A 17,540-nucleotide genomic window follows, 5' to 3' on the forward strand; every position below is an offset into this window, starting at 1 on the left:
GCATGACGTCGTTCCGCGTCACCCAGAACATGATCGTCGGCGGCTCCACCGCCCGCCTGCAGGGCAGCCTGTCGCGCCTGGCCGAGCTGCAGGAGCAGATGTCCAGCGGCCGGCGCCTCAACCGACCCTCGGACTCGCCGACCGACACCGCCCAGGCCATGCGACTGCGCGGGTCGCTGTCCTCGCTCGAGCAGTACTCGCGCAACGCCGCCGACGGCGTCAGCCGCCTCGGCCTGGCCGACCAGGCCCTCACCACGTCGACCGAGCTGGTTGCCCACGCCCGCGAGCTCGGCCTCCAGGGCGCCAACGCCGGCAGCTCCTCCCCGGCCTCGCGCGCCGCGCTCGCCACCGAGCTCGACCAGGTCCGCGCCTCGCTGCTCGACCAGGCCAACACGACGTACCTCTCGCGGCCGCTGTTCGGCGGCGTGACCAACGGCGCGGCGGCGTACGACGACACGGGGGCCTACGTGGGCACGCCCGGCGAGGTGACGCGGCGGGTCGGGGAGAACACGCGGGTGCGCGTGGACGTCGACGGCCGCGCCGTGTTCGGCGACGGCGCGAACTCGGTGTTCACCGAGCTCGACGACCTGGCCAACGCGCTGCGGGCGGGCGACGACGCCGGCATCAAGACCGGGCTGGCGAAGCTCGCCGGTCGGCTGGACACCATGGGCACCGCCCACGCCGACCTCGGCGCCGCCCAGAACCGCGTCGACCGCGCCCAGGACGACATCCAGGACACCCAGCTCGACCTCACCAAGTCGCTCACCGACATCGAGAACATCGACCTGCCCCGCACGATGATCGACATCAACATGCAGGAGGTCGCCTACCAAGCTGCTCTGGCCGCCACCGCGCGTGTCGTGCAGCCCAGCCTCGTCGACTTCCTACGCTGAGGGCGATGAGCGCGCAGACCCTCCCCGTGATCGACCTGGTGCACCCGTTGCCCGGGTTCCCCGACGACCGCCGCTTCGCCCTGGTCGACCTCGACGGCAGCGGGCAGCTCTGCTCGCTGACCTCGCTCGACCACGACGACCTGCGCTTCCTGGTCGCGCCACCCAACACGTTCTTCCCCGACTACACCCCCGAGATCGACGACGCCACCATCGCCGACCTCGACATCAGCTCGGTCGAGGACGTGATGGTGCTCGTCGTGCTCAACCCCGGCGAGACGCTGCTCACCTCCACCGCCAACCTCAAGGCGCCCGTCGTCCTCAACACCGCCAACCGCCGCGCCTGCCAGGTCATCGTCGACGACGCCGACCTCTCGGTGAGTGCACCGCTCAGTGCCTGACCCCCGCGGGTAGCCTGCGCCTATGTCTGTCTGGGCTCCTCGTCGGTGCCGCCGCGGCGCGCCGTCCCACGAGCAGGTGCGCTAGGTGCTCGTCCTCAGCCGCCGCGTCGGCGAGAGCGTCGTGATCGGCGACGACATCACCATCACGATCCTCGAGGTCCGCAGCGACGGCATCCGCGTCGGCATCGACGCCCCCCGCTCGGTCGCCGTCCACCGCGCCGAGCTCCTCGTCGAGCTCGAGGCCAGCAACCGCGACGCCGCCTCGCCCTCCGACGCGAAGATCAGCTCGCTGGCCGAGGAGCTGCGCCGCCGCAAGCGGTAGCCGGGGCTCTGTGTCCCGAGCGCTGCCGCGCTGGCGCCCGTAGTCCGGCGTCGCGCTGCCGCACCGACGGCCCGCACCCGCCGCCCGGGGCCGCGTCGGCGCCCGACAGGTCCCCTCGGCGTCCCCGCGCCGCCGGCCCGCACCGCCGGCCCGCACCGCCGGCCCGCACCGCCGGCCCGCACCGCCGGCCCGCACCGCCGGCCCGCACCGCCGGCCCGCACCGCCGGCCCACCAGCGCGCGTCAGCGCAGGACCAGTGCGACCATGCCGGCGCAGCCGGCGGCCCAGAGCACGCTGGTGAAGGTCCCGATGATGAAGCGCTCGGTGGCGGCGCCGCCGCCGTCCTCCTTGCGCAGGTCGGGGAAGCGGCCGACGCCCTTGAGGGCGAGGACGACGGCGACGCCCTCGGGGAAGCCGGCGGCGAGGCCGGCGAAGACGGCGAGTCGCTCGAGGCCGCCGATCCAGGCGCCGCCGCGGAGCACCGCGGCGGCCTGGTCGATGCTCTGGCGGGCGGAGTCCTGGCGGTCGACGATCGTGAAGACGCGGGTGGTGAGGGGGCCGCCGCCGGCGACGGCGAGGGCGCCGCAGAGGGCGACGAGGACGGTGGCGGCCCAGCGGCCGGCGGCCAGGTCGTCGGCGGTGGCGGCGACGACCGCGGCGGCGGCGAGGGCGACGACGGCGAGCGGCGGGCCGACGGCCTCGCCGTTGCGCAGCCAGCCGAGGGCGGCGAAGAGCAGGGCGGCCGCGAGCAGCACGAGCACCAGCTGGGTGGTGTTCTCGGCGCTCACGGGTGGCTCCTCTCTGCACCGACGGCGGGGGGAGAGCCATCCTGCAGCAGCCCACCGACGATCGTCGTGACGAGCTCGCGGGCGCGCAGCCCCTCGAGGATGCCGGCGGCCGCGGCGCGCTGGCTGATCGCCGAGGGCGTGACGCCGAGCCGGGCGGCCACCTCGTCGTAGCGCAACCCGGAGTCGACCAGGTCGGCCACCTCCCACCCGCGTGCCGTACGCCGGGCGAGCAGCGCCGCCCACAGCCACAGCGCGGACTCCAGGTCCCGCGCGGCCGGGCGGTCCCCGGCCACCCGCAGGTGCCAGGGCGCGGACTTGGCCGAGGTCACGGCCTCGCGCGCGTGGAGGTACGCCGCCCCGCGGCCCGCCCGCGTGCTCTCCGGCAGCGGCTCCTCGACCTCGCCGACGCCGATGCCGATGCTCCACCCGCCCCCGCGCAGCAGCCGCTCGAGCACGGGCGCCAGCAGGTCCGGGTCGTCCAGCACGCCCTGGAACTCGTCGCCGGCGGTCCGCTCGAAGGCCCGGAGCACGCCCGCGCCGGCGGGCGTGGTCAGGGTGGCCAGCCCGGCCAGCACCTCGGGCACCCGGTCGCCGGCCCCGGCGCGCGTCGAGCCCCGCTGGTCGACGGTGAGGACCAGGACGCGCACGCGTGGCTCCTCACGCAGCAGGGCAGGTCAAGCCTGGGGACTGCATCCAGACTACATCAGGAAATAGCCTGATGTGAGTCCGGTGAAGATCAAAGACTTCAGCGCTTACCGATGATGCCGACGACGGCGGGCGCCTTCTGCTCCACCACGGAGACCCGGAACCCGGCGGTCTGCAGGGCGGCGGAGGCCTTCTCGACCATCGTCGGGACCTGGTCGGGGCGGGTGGCGTCGAAGAAGAGGTACACCGACCCGCCGGGCAGCACCCGCTCGTGCAGCAGCGCGACCTCGTCCGCACAGTCGCGGACCCAGAACAGGTTGACGTTGAAGGCGAAGACCTTGGTCAACCGCTTCACCGGCACCCGCAGCGTGGCCAGGTCGATCTGGCGGACGGTGAGCCGGCCGGCCTCGACGTACTTCGCGCACCGGCGCCGGGTCCGGTCCACGCCGGACTCGGAGCGGTCGATGGCGAACAGCTTCCCGGTCTCCAGCCGCGAGCAGATCAGCTCCGCGGCGGCACCGGGGCCGCAGCCGATCTCGAGGATGTGGTCGTTCGGCTGGACCTCCATGAAGTCCACGGCCCACCGGATCCGGGCCGGGATCGTCTGCACCGCCATGAGGACCACCCTGCCAGACGTCCCTGCGCAGGTCAGCCGACCTCCCGGTAGGTTCCTGCGCGTGACTGCGGTACGGCGCGTGGGCGTGCTCGGCGCACGCGGCAAGGTCGGCGCCGAGGTCTGTCGCGCGGTCGAGTCCGCGGACGACCTCGAGCTGGTCGCCGCCCTCGACGTCGACGACGCCCTGGAGCAGCTGTCCGAGGCCGGCGCCGACGCGGTCGTCGACTTCACCCACCCGGATGCGGTGATGGGCAACCTCGAGTTCTGCGTGGGCCGCGGCATCCACGCCGTGGTCGGCACCACCGGCTTCGACGACGAGCGCCTGCGCACCCTCGAGGGCTGGCTGACCGACGCGCCCGGCGTGGGCGTGCTCATCGCGCCCAACTTCTCCATCGGCGCGGTGCTGATGATGCGCTTCGCCGCCGCGGCGGCCCCGTACTACGAGTCGGTCGAGATCATCGAGCTGCACCACCCGACCAAGGCCGACGCGCCGTCCGGCACGGCACGCCGCACCGCCGAGCTCGTCGCGGCCGCCCGCCGCGAGGCCGGCAGCGGCCCGGTCCCGGACGCCACGTCGACCGGGCTCGAGGGCGCGCGCGGCGCCGAGGTCGACGGCATCCACGTGCACAGCGTCCGCGCCCGCGGGCTGGTCGCCCACCAGGAGGTCGTCCTCGGCGGCGTGGGGGAGACGCTCACCATCCGCCACGACTCGATGGACCGCGCGTCGTTCACCCCCGGCGTGCTGGCCGGGCTCCGCGCCATCGGCGACCGGCCCGGCCTGACCGTCGGCCTGGAGCACGTCCTCGGCCTCGACTGACCGCACGGAGTTGCAGGTTTGTGCAGTGCAACTTCCTGCGAGCGCCCGCGCCTACCCAGCGGGAGGGGCGCCGGGGCAACGTCGGCGCCACCACTCGCCCGACTCGGGGCGTGCGAGAAGAAGAGGTAGACCATGCACGTTCGTCCCACGCGCGCCGGAGCCGCCGCCACCGCGGCGCTCCTGGCCGCCGGCGTCCTCGGTGCGCAGGCACCCGACGCCTCAGCCCAGGCAGCGCAGGCAGGCCAAGCAGCCCAGGCAGCCCAGCCCGACCAGGGCCGTGTCGTCGCGGGCGCCCTCACCGCGCTGCGCGAGCACGCCACCGACCTGCGGCTGACGCCCGGGCAGTCGTTCCGCTCCACCGACGTGGTCATGGACCGCTCCGGCGGCAGCCACGTGCGCATGGACCGGACCTACCACGGGCTCGAGGTCCTCGGCGGCGACGTCGTCGTGCACCGCGCCGCGGACGGGTCGTACGCCGGCGTGAGCCGCAGCTTCACCGCCCCGCTGCGGATGAGCACCACCCCGGGCCTGGCCGAGAAGGCCGCCCAGGCCCGCGCGCTCGTGCGCACCAAGGCCACCCGCGACATCACCGGCCTGCGGGCCCAGGGCGCCCCGCGCCTGGTCGTGGACGCGGTCGGCCACCGGCCCCGCCTGGCCTGGGCCGTCACCACCGCCGGGAAGCGCACCGACGGCACCCCGAGTCGCCTCACGTCGTACGTCGACGCGCGCAGCGGCAAGGTCCTGCGCCGCGAGGAGGGCATCGAGACCGTCGACGGCTCGGGCCAGAGCCTCTACAGCGGCACCGTGCCGCTCCAGCTCACGCAGTCCGGCTCGACGTACCAGCTCAAGGACACCACCCGCGGCGGCACCTACACGACCGACATGAACAACAAGGCCGACTCGTTCCTGTGCCAGCTGTTCGGCTCGGGCTGCTCGACCGGCACCCAGGTGACCAGCACCTCCACGACGTTCGGCAACGGCACGACCGGCAACCGCGCCTCGGCCGCGGTCGACGCGCAGTACGGCACGAACATGACGTGGGACTACTACAACCAGGTGCACGGCCGCAACGGCATCTTCGGCAACGGCACGGGCTCGTTCAACCGGGTGCACTACGACAAGAACTACGTCAACGCGTTCTGGGACGGCACCAAGATGACCTACGGCGACGGCGACGGGGTCAGCTACGGCCCGCTCGTCTCGCTCGACGTGGCCGGCCACGAGATGTCGCACGGCGTCACCGAGAACACGGCCGGGCTGACCTACTCCGGTGAGTCCGGCGGGCTCAACGAGGCCACCTCCGACATCTTCGGCACGATGGTGGAGTTCTTCGCGAACAACGCCAACGACCCGGGCGACTACCTCATCGGCGAGGAGTTCGACCTCAAGAAGCACGCCGGGCTGCGTCGCATGGACAACCCGATCTCCGACGGCCAGTCCCCGAACTGCTGGAGCAGCGGCACGAAGAACCTCGACGTCCACTACTCCTCGGGCGTCGGCAACCACTTCTTCTACCTGCTGGCCGAGGGCTCGGGCGCCAAGACCATCGGCGGGGTCGCCCACAGCTCGTCGACCTGCAACGGCTCGACGGTCACCGGCATCGGCCGGGACGCCGCGCAGAGGATCTGGTTCCGCGCGCTGACCGTCTACATGACCTCGGGCACGACCTACGCCCAGGCCCGCACGGCCACGCTCAGCGCGGCCCAGGACCTCTACGGCGCCGGCTCGACGCAGTACGCCGCCGTGGCCGCCGCCTGGAGCGCCGTCAGCGTCGGCTGAGCCTCGGCTGACCCCTGCGTCCGTGCCGGACGGAAACGGCACGGACAGGAGCCCGCACCACCTGGTGGTGCGGGCTCCGTCGCGTCAGAGGACCAGGCGCAGGAGCGCGGCGGTCACCGCGGCGCCGAAGACCACGACGAGGAACGGCGCGCGCAGCAGCAGGAGCCCGGCCGCGACGGCCAGCCCCGCCGCCCGCTCGTCGACGACCAGGCGGTGGCCGTCGGAGAAGACCTGGACCGCGACCAGAGCGGACAGCAGCGCGACCGGGATGAGGCCGGCCACGCGACGTACGACGGGTCGCTCCAGCACGCTCGCGGGGACCGACAGCCCGGCGAGCTTGAGCAGGTAGCACCCGGCCGCGCCCGCCAGCACTGCCGCCCAGGTCACGAGCGGCCCCGGACGAGCAGGCCGGCCAGGAGGGCGACGCCGCCCGCGGCCAGGACCGGTACGCCGGCCGGCGCGACCGGCACCACGCCGAGCGCGACGGCCACGGCGAGCAGGGCGACCAGCCGGTGCCCGGTGCTGTGCAGCTGCGGCCACAGCAGGGCCAGGAACGCACCGCCCACCGCGGCGTCCAGGCCGTAGGTGCGCGGGTCGCCGATGGCGTTGCCCGCGACCGCACCGACGAGCGTGAACAGGTTCCAGAGCACGAAGATGCTGCCGCCGGTCACCAGGAAGCCGGTGCGGGCACCCGCGCGGGTCGTGCGGTTGACCGACATCGCGGTCGACTCGTCGATGAGCAGGTGCGCGGCGCCCGCCCTCGCGCGCCCGCGGAAGCCGAGGAGGGGAGCGACCCGCAGCCCGTAGAGCGTGTTGCGGGTCCCGAGCAGCACCGCGGTCGCGGCCGCGGAGAACGCCGTGCCGCCACCGCTCAGCACGCCCACCAGCGCGAACTGCGAGGCGCCGGTGAACATCAGCAGCGACAGCGCGCACGTCTGCAGCACCGAGAGCCCCGCCGCCACCGAGACCGCGCCGAAGGAGACGCCGTAGAGCCCGGTGGCCACGCCGACGCCCAGGCTGTCGCGGACGACCGCGCGGCGGTCCTCGGTCGCGTCCGGGGTGCTCACGCCAGCCGCGTGTGCAGCCGCACCTGCTTCACCGTGGTGGTGCCGCTGCCGTCGAGGTCCAGCTCGCGGTGCGCGGAGTCCGCGGCCCAGCCCGCGCCGGTGAGGAACGCGCGCAGCGCGTCGTCGCCGACGTTGACCCACGTGACCGCGAGCGTGAACCGGTCCGCGGTCATGGTGTCCGCCGCGGCCTGGAGCAGCCGCGAGCCGTGGCCCCGGCGCTGCTCCTCGGGGTCCACGGTCAGCTCGCGCAGCTCGGCGTCGGCCACCGGGTCGCGGTCGGGGTCGCTCGCCGGTCCGGTGATCGCGAAGCCCGTCACCCGGTTGCGCTCCAGGGCGACGAGCACCCGGTTGCGCGCGTCGCCCGGCTTCTGCAGCGACTCGACCCATGCCGCCGCCGCGGCCTGCTCGGCCTCCGGGCCGGACGGGAAGGCCTCGGACGGCACCAGCCCGGCGTACAGCACGGGCCAGGCGCGCAGCTGGACCGCAGCGATCGCGGGGGCGTCGTCGGCCCAGGCCACGCGGACGGAGACGTCGGCACCACTCACGCGGTCCATCCTCGCAGCAGCTCGATTTGAGCGACTGCTCAAGTACGGGTGTAGGGTCTTGAGCAGTCGCTCAAATTGCAGGAGGCGGTCGTGGTGCTGGGTCTGTTCGCGAGGGGTTGTCTGGGCGGCGGGTTGGCGGGGGCGTTCCTGGGACTGCTGCTGGGCCCGTTCGCGATGTGGCAGACGGGCGTGGTGGCCGAGGACGGGATCGGCCCCGCGGTCCTCGGCGGGTTCGCGTACGGCGGCCTGCTGGGCGGGGCGGTGGGGCTGGCCGTCGGCCTGTTCGCCTTCCTGGCCCTCGTCCCGTTCGCCCGCCACCTGCACGGCGCGGCCCAGGCCCGCCTCGCGGGGGCCGCGTCGTCGCTGGTCGGTGCGGTCGCCTTCGCCGCCCTGTCCGGCCTCCCGCTCACCACGACCGCGGCGCTGGCCGGGCTGGCCACGGCGACCGGCCTGGTGCTGGGGCGTGCGGTGGTGCTGGGGGAGGAGCGGTGACCGGGGCCGGACCACTGCTCGTCCTCCTCCGCGGCTGCCTGGTCGCGCCGTTCGCCGGAGGCGTCAGCGGCCTCCTCGTCGCGCTGGTGGTCGGGGTCGGCGGGGCGGGCGGCGACCCGGCGGCGGCGGGCGCCGTCGCCGGCGTGGTCGCGGTCGGCGGCCTGCTCGGCGCGGCCGTCGGGGCCGTGGTCGGAGCGCCGTCGGCCGTCGTGCTCGCGGTGCTCAGCCCGGCCCTGCGCACCACGGCCTCGGCGGTGCTCACCAGCGCCGCGGTGTCGGCCCTGGCCGCCGCGGTCGGCGTACGCCTGGTGTCGGGTGGCTGGGAGGCGTGGCCGTGGCTGGCCCTGCCCTGTGGGATCGTCGGGGCCGTGGTCGGGCGGTGGGTGGTCCTCGGGGGTCGACGGTCCGCATGAGCACCCGCGACAAGCTGCTGCGCGCGACCCAGGAGGCGCTGGTCGCCGACGGGATCGCCGGGCTCTCGGCCCGCACCGTCGCCGCGCGGGCGGGGGTCAACCAGGCGCTGGTCTTCTACCACTTCGGCACCGTCAGCGAGCTGGCCGCCGCCGCGGCCACGGCGCTGTGCGAGGAGAGCGTCGCGCACTACCGCGAGCAGTTCGCCGCGGTCGACTCGCTCACCGCGCTCCTGGCCCTCGGCGAGGTCGTGCACGCCCGCGAGCAGCAGACCGGGAACGTCGCCGTGATGGCCCAGCTCATGGCCGGCGCCCAGCGCGACCCGGTGCTGGCCGCGGCCGGTCGCGCCGCCATGGACCTGTGGCGAGCGGAGGTCGAGAGCGTCGTGCGACGCGTGCTCGCACCGAGCCCGGTGGCCGACGTGGTCGACGCCGACGGGCTGGCCCGCGCGATCAGTGCCGCGTTCATCGGGCTGGAGCTCTACGAGGGCGTGGACCCCGACGGTGCGGCCGCCGCGCTCGCGGCGCTGGAGCGGCTCGGGGTGCTCCTCGAGGCCGTCGACGACCTCGGCCCGGTCGCGCGGCGCGCGGTGCGGGCGCGCCTGCGGCGGGTGCGCCGCTAGGCCGTCGTGACCAACGCGCCCTAGACCGTCTGTCGGGCCGGCCCGCTCTCGCGCGCCAGCACCACGGCGCCGGCGGTGGAGAGCAGGAAGCCCAGCACGACGGGCGGCCACCAGCCGTCCCGGACCCCGTCGCCGAGCAGCGCGACGCCGATCGCCGACGGCACGAAGGTCTGGGTCACGACCAGCGCCGCGGTGGTCGAGGGCACGGCGGCGCGGTGCATGCCCAGGGAGTAGAGCCAGAAGGCCACCACGCTGAGCGAGGGCACGGCCAGGGCGGCGATCACGGTGCTGACCGTGATCGGCGTCCCGACCCCGCGCACGGAGATCGCCGAGCCGGCGTACCCGAGGCCGGCGAGCAGGCCGAGCAGCGGACCGGGCATCCGGCGGGCCGCGGCCGAGGCGGCGGCCAGGGCGGCCACCCCGATCCAGAGCGGCACCACGAAGGCCGTGTCGGTGCGGACGTCGCCCGGCTTGCCCGCCCCCAGCGAGAGCAGCGCGAGCCCGACCGTGACCAGGCCGACCGCGGCCCAGCCGGCGCGGGTGAGGTCGTCCTCCACCCGCCGCGAGACGAGGGCCGTGACCGGCAGGGACATGGCCACGGTGGCCTGGGCGAGGTAGAGCGGCAGCAGCCAGATCGCGGCGGCGTGCAGCACGAAGCCGACGAGGTACGCCGCGACGACGAGCATCGTCCGCCCGTCGCGCACCGAGCGGGCCACGAAGGACCACAGCCCGTCCGGGGTGTCGTCGAAGCCGCGGACCGCCTGGGCCTGGACGACCGCGGCGACGCCGAAGACGGCGGCCGAGAGCAGTCCGAGCGCGACCCCGAGGAGGGTCACCGGTAGTGCTCGGGGAGCTCCTGACCGATCTTCACCTTCGGCTTGGGCAGGCGCATGAACTTCATCTGCATCGCGCGGGTCACCGCGTAGTAGGTCGTGCCCTTGAGCGTCTGGTCCGGGAAGCGCGCGGCCAGCTGGCGCCGCAGCCGGTAGCGCAGCAGCAGCATGTCCAGGACCACCAGCAGGATCGAGCCGAACAGCAGCGCGTTGCCGAACGACGCCAGCCCGGAGTTGCCGGAGTAGCCGAGGATCATGGTCACCACGAGCAGCGGGATGATCAGCTCGATGAAGCTGAACCGGGCGTCCACGAAGTCACGGATGAACCGGCGCACCGGGCCCTTGTCGCGGGGCAGGAGGTACTTCTCCTCGCCGTTGCGCATCCCCTGGCGGACCCGGGCGCTGGACTCGCCCTTGGCGCCGCGCTGGGCGGCCGCCTGCTCGCGGCGGGTGCGCGGAGGCTTGGCCGCGGCCTTGCGGGCCGCCTCGGCCTCCTTGCGCGACGGCGTCGGCCGACCCTTGCCCGTGGGCCTGGTGTCCAGGTCCTCGGGAGGAGTGGCGACTTCTTCTCTGGTGCGACGGAACAACGTGGCCTCGACTGTCAGGGGCGGGCGGTACGACGCAGCCTACCGGCGCCTTGCCGGAGCGCCGTAGGGTGAGGAGCACCTGACGACCTGTGCCACACGCATCGAGAGGGACCCGCACCGCATGAGCCTGATGAGCAGGATCAGCCTGATCTTCCGGTCCAAGGCCAACAAGGCCCTGGACCGTGCCGAGGACCCGCGCGAGACGCTCGACTACAGCTACCAGCGTCAGCTGGACCTGCTGTCCAAGGTGCGCCGGGGCGTCGCCGACGTGGCCACCAGCCGCAAGCGCGTCGAGCTGCAGGTCGCCCAGCTGGAGCAGCAGGGTGCCAAGCTCCAGGACCAGGCCGAGAAGGCCATCGCGATGAACCGCGAGGACCTCGCCCGCGAGGCCCTGACCCGCAAGTCCGGGCTCAACGGCCAGATCAGCGACCTCAAGGCCCAGCACGCCCAGCTCCAGGGCGAGGAGGAGAAGCTGACCCTCGCCCAGCAGCGGCTCCAGGCCAAGGTCGAGGCCTTCCGCACCCGCAAGGAGACCATCAAGGCCACCTACACCGCGGCCGAGGCCCAGACGCGCATCAACGAGGCGATGTCGGGCATCGGCGAGGAGATGGGTGACGTCGGCATGGCCATCCAGCGCGCCGAGGACAAGACCTCGGAGATGCAGGCCCGGGCCGGCGCCATCGACGAGCTCATCGCCTCCGGCGCCCTCGACGACGCCAGCTCGCTCAACCGCGGTGACGACATCACCCGCGAGCTGGAGTCGATGAGCTCGCAGGCGGAGGTCGAGCAGGAGCTGGCCCGCCTCAGGGGCGACAGCCTCCCCGCCGCGCAGCAGCCCGAGGCCATCGAGGCCGCGCCGCAGGGCGACATCCTGGCCGAGCAGCCGCAGCCGGCCACCGAGACCAAGGACGGCCAGCCGTGATCGTGCGGATCCTCGGCGAGGGTCAGTACGACGTCCCGGAGACCGCGCTGGGCCGGCTCAACGAGCTCGACGCCACGCTGGAGTCCGCAGTCGAGGCCGGTGACGACGCGGCGTTCTCCTCGGCGCTGACCGAGCTGCTCGACGGCGTGCGCACGGTGGGTGCCGAGCACCCGGCCGACAGCCTGGACGAGTCCGACCTGATCCTGCCGCCCGCGGACGCGACCATCGACCAGGTCCGCGAGATGCTCAACGACGACGGGCTCATCCCCGGCTGACCTCTCCTCAGCCTCCTCTTGGAGTGACCGGAGAGACTGGCGACATGGCTCGTTCTCGGTTCGTCGGTGACGCCGGGCTCACGGCCCGGATGACCACCGTCATGTTCCTGCTCGGCGCCCTGTTCGTGGCGCTCGTCGTCGGCCTGGCCTACGCGGTCGGTGGCGGTCTCGGCATCCTCATCGGGATCGTCGGCATCGGCGTCGCGGTCTACCAGTGGGCCAACTCCGACAAGGTCGCGATGCGCGCGATGCGCGCCCGCGAGGTCACCCCGGAGCAGGCGCCGGAGCTGCACGGCATGATCGACCGCCTCTGCGCGCTGGCCGACATGCCCAAGCCGCGCGTCGGCGTGGCCGACACCCCGGTGCCCAACGCCTTCGCCACCGGACGCTCACCCGAGCGCGCGGTGGTCTGCGTGACCACCGGCATCCTCGGCATGCTGACCGCCGAGGAGCTCGAGGGCGTCCTGGCCCACGAGCTGTCCCACGTCGCGCACCGCGACGTCCTGGTCATGACCGTGGCCTCGAGCGCCGGCATCGCGGCGGGGATGCTCACCCAGGGCGCGCAGTACGGCGCCTACGGCTTCTTCGGTCGCCGCGACAACAACAACGGCCTGCCCGTCTGGCTGGTGGTCCTCCTGGTCAGTCTCGCGGTGTACGCCGTGAGCTTCGTGCTCCTGAGGCTGCTCTCGCGCTACCGCGAGCTGGCCGCGGACCGGGCCGGCGCCTACCTCACCATGCGCCCCGACGCGCTGGCCTCGGCGCTGACCAAGATCACCGGCGGCATCAACCAGATCCCGCAGCGCGACCTGCGCCAGGTCAGCGCGGCGAGCGCGCTGTGCATCGCCCCGGCGGTCAGCGGCGTCTCGCTCAAGACCCTCAGCTCCACCCACCCCTCGCTCGAGCAGCGGTTGGAGCAGCTGGCCAAGATCCAGGCCGAGCTCAGCCGGCCCAACGGCTGACGCCGTGGGTCTCTGGACCGCGCTGACCGGGCGGAGCCGCCCCAAGCAGGCCGACCTCGACGCGCTGTTCCTCGTCCCGAGCGCCTCCATCACCCTCCAGACCGCGGCCGGGCTGCTGCCCACCGGGTCCGGCTCGGTCTGCTACCGCGCCGCGGCCGGCGCCGGGTTCCACGAGACCCAGGACGACGCGGTGGACCTGCTCGAGCGCAGCGCGGACGCGCCGGCGGTCCAGACCACCCGCGACGAGTTCGGCTTCACCTGGCTCCAGGTCGAGCGGCCCCCGCACGGCTCCCCGGACCCGGCCACGGGGGACTCCGGCGTCGACATGGGGGCGCTCTGCACCGACCTCCACGCGGTCAACACGACGCTCGAGGCGGCCGGCTTCGGTCCCGGGCTGCTCTGCTCCCTCATCCCCTTCTCCGACGGGGCAGGGCGGCGGGTCGGGCTGGTCTACCTCTACAAGAAGGGCACCTTCTACCCCTTCGCTCCCACCGGTCCCAGCAGTCGCGACAACCTCCTGGAGCTGCAGGTCCGCGACACCCTCCAGGGGGAGCTCCCGATCGAGCCCGAGCTCTCGGGGTGGATGGCCCTGTGGGGCGCACCCGGTCTGTGACCTGAGCCGGCCTTCCTGGATCACCGGCATTCCGGATACCCCTGTCCCTATTCTGGGGCGGTGATCGCCGCCGGGATCGACGACCAGCGACGGGTCGCCGCCATCACGGCGTACGACGCTGTCCGGCTGCCGCCGCGCGCCGAGCTCCAGTCGGTGGTCGAGCTGGCCGCCCGGGTGGCCGAGGTGCCCAAGGCGACGGTCAACGTCATCACCGCCACCGAGCAGCACCAGATCGCCGCCGTGGGCTTCGAGCCGGGTGTGTGCCGGCGCGAGGACTCGATGTGCACCGTCACCCTGCGCGAGGCGCGGCCGGTGCGGCTGCGCGACGCCTCCCTCGACCCGCGCTTCGCGCACAACCCGTTCGTCACCGGCGTGATCGCCGACGTCCGCTTCTACGCGTCGTACCCGCTCGTCACGAGCGAGGGCGTCGCCTTCGGCACGCTGTGCGTCTTCGACGAGGAGCCGCGCGAGCTCACCGAGGCCCAGGAGATCGCGCTGCAGACGCTGGCCGCCCGCGTGGTCGACGTCTTCGAGCTGCGGCTGCGCAACCGCGAGCTCGCGCTCAGCATCATGGAGATCCAGGCCGTCCAGGCCGAGCTCGAGCGCTCCAACGAGCGGCTCGCGTCGTTCGCCGGCCAGGTCAGCCACGACCTCAAGACGCCGCTGACCACGCTCTCGCTCTCGCTGTCGCTGATCCGCGAGGACCTGGACTCCGGTCGCGTCGGCGTCGACCACCTCGGCCTGCTCGACCGGGCCATCAAGGGCAGCGAGCGGATGTCGGACCTGATCGACGACGTGCTCGACTACGCCCGGCTCGGCGGCACGCTCAAGGCCACCGAGGTCGACCTGGCCTTCGTCGTCGGCGAGGTGCTCGAAGACCTGTCGGCCGAGCTGACCGACGTGACCGTGCAGATCGACCGGCTGCCCAGCGTCCTCGGCGACCGGGCCCAGCTCCGCGCCGTGCTGCAGAACCTCGTGGCCAACGCCGCGAAGTACCGCGACCCCGGCCGCGCCCCCCCACATCCACATCGGGGCCCGCCACGTCCAGCGCGCCTGGCGCATCGAGATCACCGACAACGGCCGCGGCGTCCCGCCGGCCGACCGCAACCGCGTCTTCGAGCCCCTCGCCCGCGCCGACGAGTCGGTCGAGGGCAGCGGCATCGGGCTGGCCACCTGCCGCCGGATCGTCGGCGCCCACGGCGGCCGGATCGGCATCGACCCGACGTGCACCGAGGGCGCGCGCTTCTGGTTCGAGCTCCCGGACTGACTGTTGCGACCACCCCGAGGGAGGGGCTGACGCAGCTCACGGCGAACTCTCAGCAAACAGGGGAAGGAAACCGGGTCAGAGGTGGTTTGGCCCACGCCCTGAGCGGCTAAAGCAAAGCAACCCCGCTCGTCCCCACCAGCTCCGGAGCCACCCACATGACCGTCCCCGCCGGTACCGACAGCCTCACCCTCCTCAACGACCGCCTCTCGGTGCTGCGCGAGGAGCGCGCCCGGGTCCTCGCCGAGACGACCCTGGAGGCCTCCGGCGACGTCGCCGACCGCGCCACCAACGTCGAGGCCCTCATCCGTCTGCAGAGCCTCGACGAGCGCATCGCCAGCCTCGAGCTCGAGATCGCCGACTCCCGCCGCCGCCCCCACCAGAACGGCGTGGTCGGTCTGGGCGACGTCGTCACCCTCGACCTGGGCGACGGCGACGAGACCTACCTCATCGGCCCCGTCGAGCAGGCCTTCGCCGGCGTCGACACCATCACCCCCGGCAGCCCCCTCGGCCAGGCCATCCTCGGTGCCGAGGTCGGCTCGACGGTCAGCTACGAGCCCCGCCGCGGCGTGACCATGAAGGCCACCATCCGCTCGGCTGGTCAGTCGCTCGCTGCTTGAACTGCAGCGACTCCGTCGCTGTTTGAACTGCAGCGACTCCGTCGCCGCGTGCTCGGCGCGCTCTCATCGAACCGCCTCAGGCACTCCGCTCGCACGCCCAGCGGCACCCACCTCGCACCTGCGGTGCGTCGCTGGGGCCGCCGGACGTGCGAGCGGAGCACCTGAGGCGGTTCGGCGCGCCGAGCGTGGTGGTGAGGTCGGTCCGGCCGGCGTCATCGGAGCGGCGGCTGGCGTCGGTGGGTCCCGGTGGGCTCAGCGGGCGTTGGCGGGGTGGCGTCGGCGCTCGCGTGACTCGTCCTCGGCGACCCAGCGGCGCAGCGTGCTGGGGAAGGTGAGGACGAGGCAGAGCACGATGCCGACGACGGTGCCCAGGGTGTTGTTGACGACGTCGGTGCCGTCGGGCACCCGCCCGGGGATCTCGCGCTGGGCGGTCTCGATCGCCGACGTCAGTGCGATGCCGACGGCGAGGGCCAGCCACCACAGCCGGCTGCCGAAGAGCAGGACGAGGAACAACCCCACCGGCACGAACAGGCCGACGTTCGCCAGCCGCTCGGCGCGGTCGTAGGTCAGCCAGTCCAGCTGCTCGTAGCGCTGCAGCCGCGCCAGCACCCGCAGCACCAGCTCGCTCGACGTCGGCGCCGCGTCGCCCGGCGTGAGCGTGACCCAGCCGACGAAGGCCAGGTAGGCCAGCGTCACCAGGCTCAGGAACGGGTGGCGGTGCAGCACCCGTCCAGTGTGCGAGGTCGCTGGTCGCGGTTACCGGAACGACATGGTGAGCCAGCGGACGGTCGGCGGGTTCTACCTGCTCCACCACTACCCGTGGCTGTTCCTGGCCCTGGTCGTGGTGGTGGTCGCCGTGCTCTACCTGCAGCGCAAGCGGTGAGCCGGGGCGTCAGTCCTTGTGCGTCTTGCCGGGCAGCGCGAGCATCCGGTCCAGCGCGACCTTGGCCCACTTCTCGGTCTCGGCGTCGACCTCGATCTGGTTGACCACGACGCCGTCGACCAGCGACTCCATGGCCCACACGAAGTGGGGCAGGTCGATGCGGTTCATCGTCGAGCAGTAGCAGACGGTCTTGTCGAGGAACACGATGCGCTTGTCCGGGTGCTCGGAGGCCAGCCGCTTGACCAGGTTCAGCTCGGTGCCGACGGCCCAGGCCGAGCCGGCGGGCGCGGCCTCGATGGTCTGGATGATGAACTCGGTGGAGCCGACCAGGTCGGCCGCGAGCACGACCTCGTGGGTGCACTCGGGGTGCACGATGACCTGGACGCCGGGGACGTCGGCGCGCAGCTGGGGGATGGTCTCCGCGGAGAAGCGCCCGTGCACCGAGCAGTGGCCCTTCCAGAGGATCATCCTGGCGCCGGCCAGCTCCTCGGGCGTGAGGCCCCCGCCGGGACGGTGCGGGTCCCAGACCACGCAGTCCTCCAGCGACATCCCCATCTTGAGCACGGCGGTGTTGCGGCCCAGGTGCTGGTCGGGCAGGAACAGCACCTTCGAGCCCTGCGCGAAGGCCCACTCCAGCGCGGTCTCGGCGTTCGACGAGGTGCACACCGCGCCGCCGTGCTTGCCGCAGAACGCCTTGATGTCGGCCGAGGAGTTCATGTACGTCACGGGCACGACCTCGTCGGCCAGGCCGGCGGCCTCGAGCGCGGCCCAGGTGTCCTCGACCTGCCGCAGCCGGGCCATGTCGGCCATCGAGCAGCCGGCGGCCAGGTCGGGGAGGACGACCTTCTGGGAGTCCGCGGTGAGGATGTCGGCGGACTCGGCCATGAAGTGCACGCCGCAGAAGACGATGTACTCCGCGTCGGGGCGGGCCGCGGCCTCGCGGGCCAGCTTGAAGGAGTCGCCGGTGACGTCGGCGAACTGGATGACCTCGTCGCGCTGGTAGTGGTGGCCGAGCACGAAGACCCGCGACCCCAGCGCCTCCTTGGCGGCCAGCGCGCGGGCGACCAGCGACGGGTCCGACGGCGACGGCAGGTCGCCAGGACACTCGACGCCCCGCTCGGAGCCGAGGTCCACGCCCCGACCGAGCGGGAGGAGCGGCAGGTCGACGACTGTGGTCATGGCGCCATCCT

Annotated in this window: 24 protein-coding genes; 14 read left to right on the plus strand and 10 right to left on the minus strand. The window is 73.4% G+C overall.

Annotated elements, in window-relative coordinates; translation table 11 throughout:
• Positions 1-2: 2 nt before the first annotated feature.
• The 3 genes from flgL (at position 3) to csrA (ending at position 1,613) form a co-directional block, all read left to right on the plus strand.
• On the plus strand, positions 3-893 hold the full coding sequence (gene flgL, locus G5V58_RS06560; protein ID WP_165230081.1) for a flagellar hook-associated protein FlgL: 891 nt from the start codon (positions 3-5) through the stop codon (positions 891-893).
• Positions 894-898: 5 nt separating this feature from the next.
• A complete protein-coding gene (gene fliW / locus G5V58_RS06565; protein ID WP_165230084.1) occupies positions 899-1,291 on the plus strand; it encodes a flagellar assembly protein FliW in 393 nt (130 codons plus the stop codon).
• A gap of 85 nt (positions 1,292-1,376) precedes the next feature.
• The gene (csrA, locus tag G5V58_RS06570; RefSeq protein WP_165230088.1) at positions 1,377-1,613 is read left to right on the plus strand and encodes a carbon storage regulator CsrA; all 237 of its coding nucleotides are present in this window, start codon (positions 1,377-1,379) and stop codon (positions 1,611-1,613) included.
• Between the two features lie 241 nt (positions 1,614-1,854).
• Here the strand turns inward: csrA and G5V58_RS06575 are convergent, their stop codons facing one another.
• The 3 genes from G5V58_RS06575 to G5V58_RS06585 all read right to left on the minus strand — a co-directional run bounded on the left by G5V58_RS06575 (position 1,855) and on the right by G5V58_RS06585 (position 3,661).
• Positions 1,855-2,400, minus strand: coding sequence for a hypothetical protein (locus G5V58_RS06575; protein WP_165230090.1), 546 nt, complete (start codon positions 2,398-2,400; stop codon positions 1,855-1,857).
• Positions 2,397-3,047 carry a transposase gene (locus G5V58_RS06580; RefSeq protein ID WP_196240567.1) on the minus strand — a complete coding sequence of 217 codons (651 nt, stop codon included), beginning with the start codon at positions 3,045-3,047 and terminating at the stop codon, positions 2,397-2,399. Before G5V58_RS06580 ends, G5V58_RS06575 begins: the two co-directional genes overlap by 4 nt.
• Before the next feature lie 98 nt (positions 3,048-3,145).
• Positions 3,146-3,661: a class I SAM-dependent methyltransferase gene (locus G5V58_RS06585; protein ID WP_165230093.1), complete on the minus strand. Its 516-nt coding sequence runs from the start codon at positions 3,659-3,661 to the stop codon at positions 3,146-3,148.
• Positions 3,662-3,722: 61 nt separating this feature from the next.
• On the opposite strand from G5V58_RS06585, the gene dapB reads away from it, so the two are divergent.
• Positions 3,723-4,478 carry a 4-hydroxy-tetrahydrodipicolinate reductase gene (gene dapB / locus G5V58_RS06590; protein WP_230487135.1) on the plus strand — a complete coding sequence of 252 codons (756 nt, stop codon included), beginning with the start codon at positions 3,723-3,725 and terminating at the stop codon, positions 4,476-4,478.
• A 132-nt stretch (positions 4,479-4,610) separates the two neighbouring features.
• The gene (locus tag G5V58_RS06595; protein ID WP_165230099.1) at positions 4,611-6,257 is read left to right on the plus strand and encodes a M4 family metallopeptidase; all 1,647 of its coding nucleotides are present in this window, start codon (positions 4,611-4,613) and stop codon (positions 6,255-6,257) included.
• Between the two features lie 84 nt (positions 6,258-6,341).
• Here the strand turns inward: G5V58_RS06595 and G5V58_RS06600 are convergent, their stop codons facing one another.
• Genes G5V58_RS06600 through G5V58_RS06610 form a run of 3 tightly spaced genes read right to left on the minus strand, consistent with a single transcriptional unit; the run spans position 6,342 to position 7,869 of the window.
• Positions 6,342-6,644 (minus strand): AzlD domain-containing protein, encoded by a 303-nt coding sequence (locus G5V58_RS06600; RefSeq protein ID WP_165230102.1) that lies wholly within the window; start codon positions 6,642-6,644, stop codon positions 6,342-6,344.
• Positions 6,641-7,324 (minus strand): AzlC family ABC transporter permease, encoded by a 684-nt coding sequence (locus tag G5V58_RS06605; protein ID WP_165230105.1) that lies wholly within the window; start codon positions 7,322-7,324, stop codon positions 6,641-6,643. The genes G5V58_RS06600 and G5V58_RS06605 overlap by 4 nt, the downstream gene beginning before the upstream one ends.
• The gene (locus tag G5V58_RS06610; protein ID WP_407939685.1) at positions 7,321-7,869 is read right to left on the minus strand and encodes a GNAT family N-acetyltransferase; all 549 of its coding nucleotides are present in this window, start codon (positions 7,867-7,869) and stop codon (positions 7,321-7,323) included. Before G5V58_RS06610 ends, G5V58_RS06605 begins: the two co-directional genes overlap by 4 nt.
• Positions 7,870-7,959: 90 nt before the next feature.
• On the opposite strand from G5V58_RS06610, the gene G5V58_RS06615 reads away from it, so the two are divergent.
• The 3 genes from G5V58_RS06615 to G5V58_RS06625 are packed head-to-tail and all read left to right on the plus strand — an operon-like array spanning position 7,960 to position 9,394.
• Positions 7,960-8,361 (plus strand): hypothetical protein, encoded by a 402-nt coding sequence (locus tag G5V58_RS06615; RefSeq protein ID WP_165230111.1) that lies wholly within the window; start codon positions 7,960-7,962, stop codon positions 8,359-8,361.
• Entirely contained in the window at positions 8,358-8,774 is a 417-nt protein-coding gene (locus G5V58_RS06620) for a hypothetical protein (RefSeq protein WP_165230114.1), read from the plus strand. The genes G5V58_RS06615 and G5V58_RS06620 overlap by 4 nt, the downstream gene beginning before the upstream one ends.
• Positions 8,771-9,394 carry a TetR/AcrR family transcriptional regulator gene (locus G5V58_RS06625; RefSeq protein WP_165230117.1) on the plus strand — a complete coding sequence of 208 codons (624 nt, stop codon included), beginning with the start codon at positions 8,771-8,773 and terminating at the stop codon, positions 9,392-9,394. Before G5V58_RS06620 ends, G5V58_RS06625 begins: the two co-directional genes overlap by 4 nt.
• Positions 9,395-9,414: 20 nt before the next feature.
• On the opposite strand, the gene G5V58_RS06630 is transcribed toward G5V58_RS06625, so the two are convergent.
• Both G5V58_RS06630 and G5V58_RS06635 read right to left on the minus strand, forming a co-directional pair.
• On the minus strand, positions 9,415-10,230 hold the full coding sequence (locus G5V58_RS06630; RefSeq protein WP_165230120.1) for a hypothetical protein: 816 nt from the start codon (positions 10,228-10,230) through the stop codon (positions 9,415-9,417).
• Entirely contained in the window at positions 10,227-10,814 is a 588-nt protein-coding gene (locus tag G5V58_RS06635) for a DUF3043 domain-containing protein (RefSeq protein WP_165230123.1), read from the minus strand. Before G5V58_RS06635 ends, G5V58_RS06630 begins: the two co-directional genes overlap by 4 nt.
• 121 nt (positions 10,815-10,935) lie before the next feature.
• Here G5V58_RS06635 and G5V58_RS06640 point away from each other — a divergent pair, with 121 nt between their 5' ends.
• Genes G5V58_RS06640 through G5V58_RS06665 form a run of 6 tightly spaced genes read left to right on the plus strand, consistent with a single transcriptional unit; the run spans position 10,936 to position 15,467 of the window.
• A complete protein-coding gene (locus G5V58_RS06640) occupies positions 10,936-11,736 on the plus strand; it encodes a PspA/IM30 family protein (protein WP_165230126.1) in 801 nt (266 codons plus the stop codon).
• Entirely contained in the window at positions 11,733-12,011 is a 279-nt protein-coding gene (gene pspAA, locus G5V58_RS06645; protein WP_165230129.1) for a PspA-associated protein PspAA, read from the plus strand. Before G5V58_RS06640 ends, pspAA begins: the two co-directional genes overlap by 4 nt.
• 44 nt (positions 12,012-12,055) lie before the next feature.
• Positions 12,056-12,970, plus strand: a complete 915-nt coding sequence (gene htpX / locus G5V58_RS06650; protein WP_165230132.1) for a zinc metalloprotease HtpX — start codon at positions 12,056-12,058, stop codon at positions 12,968-12,970.
• Positions 12,971-12,974: 4 nt separating this feature from the next.
• Positions 12,975-13,583: a PspA-associated protein PspAB gene (gene pspAB, locus G5V58_RS06655; RefSeq protein ID WP_165230135.1), complete on the plus strand. Its 609-nt coding sequence runs from the start codon at positions 12,975-12,977 to the stop codon at positions 13,581-13,583.
• A gap of 60 nt (positions 13,584-13,643) precedes the next feature.
• The gene (locus G5V58_RS26815) at positions 13,644-14,960 is read left to right on the plus strand and encodes a sensor histidine kinase (RefSeq protein ID WP_165230138.1); all 1,317 of its coding nucleotides are present in this window, start codon (positions 13,644-13,646) and stop codon (positions 14,958-14,960) included.
• Between the two features lie 45 nt (positions 14,961-15,005).
• Positions 15,006-15,467 (plus strand): GreA/GreB family elongation factor, encoded by a 462-nt coding sequence (locus G5V58_RS06665; RefSeq protein ID WP_165230141.1) that lies wholly within the window; start codon positions 15,006-15,008, stop codon positions 15,465-15,467.
• Between the two features lie 252 nt (positions 15,468-15,719).
• On the opposite strand, the gene G5V58_RS06670 is transcribed toward G5V58_RS06665, so the two are convergent.
• Both G5V58_RS06670 and nadA read right to left on the minus strand, forming a co-directional pair.
• Positions 15,720-16,193, minus strand: coding sequence for a VanZ family protein (locus tag G5V58_RS06670; RefSeq protein WP_165230144.1), 474 nt, complete (start codon positions 16,191-16,193; stop codon positions 15,720-15,722).
• A gap of 166 nt (positions 16,194-16,359) precedes the next feature.
• The gene (gene nadA / locus G5V58_RS06675; RefSeq protein WP_165230147.1) at positions 16,360-17,529 is read right to left on the minus strand and encodes a quinolinate synthase NadA; all 1,170 of its coding nucleotides are present in this window, start codon (positions 17,527-17,529) and stop codon (positions 16,360-16,362) included.
• Positions 17,530-17,540 lie beyond the last annotated feature (11 nt).

This window comes from Nocardioides anomalus, assembly GCF_011046535.1.
In the GTDB taxonomy this organism is placed as follows: Bacteria; Actinomycetota; Actinomycetes; order Propionibacteriales; family Nocardioidaceae; genus Nocardioides; species Nocardioides anomalus.